Here is a 2,691-nt window from a genome sequence, read left to right as displayed (position 1 = left end):
GACGCCGCTGTGATTCTTGCGCAACAGCTTTATTTTTTGTTGCACTGCGCGACGAGAGGACTATAATCGGGTTATTCCCGAGGTAGAAACCCTATACGGGAGCCTCGATATGAACACCGCCGCGAACGCTGCAGCCGCCCGTAACACCGTTGCCGCCAAGGGCAACTGGCTCGCGAAACTGCGCGCTCTCGCGCTGCACGCACTGAATCTGCATCTGCAAAACTGCGCCGTGATCGCTGAAGCGCATCGCCGCCCGCAGTAAGCGGCAAACGCGGCCGGGCGCGCTGAAAGGCGCTGTCGACGGTCGCGCGTTAAAGACGGTCGCGCGTGACAACGAACGCGGGTCAGCAAGCAACAAGCGGCGCATTTCGCGCCGCTTTTGCTTTGTGAACGCCGCGCGCTTCCCGGGGCTTATTCGCGGCTTATTCGCGGCTGACTCGCGGCTTACTCGCCCGAACGACGCGGCAAACGGATAAGCGTAACCGTTCGCCGCATTTTCGCCGCTCGCGCGGACCAGGCGCTCATCGCCAGCACGGTCGACGCGAGGGCCGCCAGATACAAGCCCGCCATCATCCAATCCTGTTCGGCCATCATCGTTTCTCCCGTCAAGTGCCCCGTTTGTGCGACCAACGGATCGCATCTCGCGAGGCTATTGCGTGCGATTACGGCACTTGCGGCAAAAAGCTTAGCCAGCCGTGGCTCACAGCTCACGTCAACCCGCGACGAATCTTCGTTGACCGTCCACGATTAGCGTTTAAACTTCAGCCCCCTGACTTCCGGGCCGGCCGGCGCGGCGCGGGTTCCGCCCAGGTTAAACCCCGGCGCAAAGGCCCGCAGTGTCAACCTTTTGATCTGCTTGCCGTTATCCAGTTGTAATCGCCGCAAGGCGACCTGGCGGCAGACGGCCCGTCGCCGCGACAGCTGACAGCTCCACGCAAGGCCCGCATTGACCATGTTCCATCGATATAAGAATAAATTCGACCGGCTGGGCGCGATGTTCGTCCGCGCATCCAAAGCGCGAGGCATCAGGGGATTGCTCTCGCCCGTGCTCGCGCTGGCGATCTGCGCGCTGCTGCTCGGCGTGCTCCAGCATTTGTCGCAGGCCGTCGACTACCGTTCGGTGATGCACGAGCTGCGCCTCTTGTCTGCCTCGGAGTGGACCGCCGCGCTGGCCGCTACCGCGCTCAGCTACGTGGCGCTCGTCGGCCGCGATGCAGTCGGCTTGCGCTACCTGGGTGCAAGCGTGCCGCGCCCGGCGCTATGGATCGGCGCGACGGCCGGCTCCGCGCTCGGCAATGCCACCGGCTTCGGCGCGTTGACGGGCGGCGCGGTGCGCGCCCGCGTGTATGGCGCCTCGAGCATCACGCCCGCGCAGATCGGCCGCATGACGGTCTTCACGAGCGTCTCGCTCGCGCTCGCGCTGGTCCTGATGACGGCGTTCGGCATGGTCTGCCTCGCCGGCCCGCTTGCACCGATGCTGCATCTTTCGCCCGGCACCGTCCGCTGGGTCGGTGCGTTTCTGCTCGCCGCGCTGATTCTGCTGACCGCCGCATGCCGCGCCGAGACGCGCGCGATCCGCACGCGCTGGCAATGGCTTTCGTTCGATATCCCCGCGCGCCGCGATCTGCTCGAGCAAGTCGGCCTTGCGGTCGTCGACGTGATCGCCGCCGGCCTCGCGTTGTGGGCGCTGCTGCCGCATGCACACGTGAGCTTCGTCACCTTCATTACCGTCTATGCCGCGGCCATGCTGCTCGGCCTGATCGGCCATACGCCCGGCGGCGTCGGCGTGTTCGAAGCGGCGATGGTGTTCACGCTGAACGGCAGCGTCGCGACCCAGCAGATGGTCGCCGCGCTGCTCGCTTATCGCGCGATCTACTTCGGCGCGCCGCTCGTCGTGTCGGCTGCGCTGCTCGCGGGTTTCGAGGGCCGCGCGCTGAAAGGCCGCTTGCCGCTGCGCCATGCGGCGGCCGCGTCGAAACTCGCGCCGCTGTTTCTGAGCCTCGTCACGTTCGTGGTCGGCGGCATGCTGGTGATCTCGAGTGCGACGCCCGCGTTCTGGCAGCGCCTTCATATTCTTCGCGACGTGCTGCCGCTGTGGGTGCTCGAAAGCTCGCAGATGCTGTGCAGCGTGCTCGGCGTGCTGCTGCTGTTCGTCGCGCGCGGGCTGCTGCGGCGTCTCGATGCCGCCTGGTGGATGACCTTGCTGCTCGCGGTGCTGAGCCTCGCGTTGTCGCTGACCAAGGGGCTGGCATTCGTCGAAGCCGGTGTGTTGTGCACGCTGATCGTGCTGCTGCTCGCGACGCGCCGGCGCTTCAATCGTCATTCGTCGCTGTTCGCCGAGCGCTTCACGGCCGGCTGGCTCGTCTCGGTCGCGATGGTGCTGATGCTCGCGACGTGGGTCATGCTGTTCGCGTTCCGCGACGTTCCTTATACGCGTGACCTGTGGTGGCAATTCGCCTTCGACGAACGCGCGCCGCGTGCGCTGCGCGCAACGCTCGCCGCGAGCCTGTTCGCCGCGACGTTCTCGTTCTGGCAGTTGCTGCGTCCCGCGCCGGGCCACTTCGTGAAGCCCGCGCCGGAAGATTTGCAGGACGCGGCGCGCATCGTGCGCGCGCAGGAGCGCAGCGACGCCGGCCTCGCACTGATGGGCGACAAGAGCTTCCTGTTCTCGGAGTCGCGGCAAGCGTTCCT

General features: G+C 66.1%; 3 protein-coding genes. 2 read left to right on the top strand and 1 reads right to left on the bottom strand.

The genetic code is table 11. The features are described from left to right. The first annotated feature begins 109 nt into the window (after positions 1-109). Complete coding sequence (locus BGRAMDRAFT_RS35165) at positions 110-262, top strand: hypothetical protein (protein ID WP_006053307.1); 153 nt, start codon at positions 110-112, stop codon at positions 260-262. Positions 263-444: 182 nt separating this feature from the next. On the opposite strand, the gene BGRAMDRAFT_RS35815 is transcribed toward BGRAMDRAFT_RS35165, so the two are convergent. Continuing rightward, positions 445-594, bottom strand: a complete 150-nt coding sequence (locus tag BGRAMDRAFT_RS35815) for a hypothetical protein (RefSeq protein ID WP_006053306.1) — start codon at positions 592-594, stop codon at positions 445-447. Between the two features lie 400 nt (positions 595-994). On the opposite strand from BGRAMDRAFT_RS35815, the gene BGRAMDRAFT_RS33130 reads away from it, so the two are divergent. Further along, positions 995-2,691, top strand: a 1,697-nt coding sequence (locus BGRAMDRAFT_RS33130) for a lysylphosphatidylglycerol synthase domain-containing protein (protein WP_085962975.1), incomplete at its 3' end; no start/stop codon positions are given.

The sequence above is a fragment of the Paraburkholderia graminis C4D1M genome (assembly GCF_000172415.1).
In the GTDB taxonomy this organism is placed as follows: domain Bacteria; phylum Pseudomonadota; class Gammaproteobacteria; order Burkholderiales; family Burkholderiaceae; genus Paraburkholderia; species Paraburkholderia graminis.
This window is presented reverse-complemented; position numbering and strand designations above follow the sequence as displayed.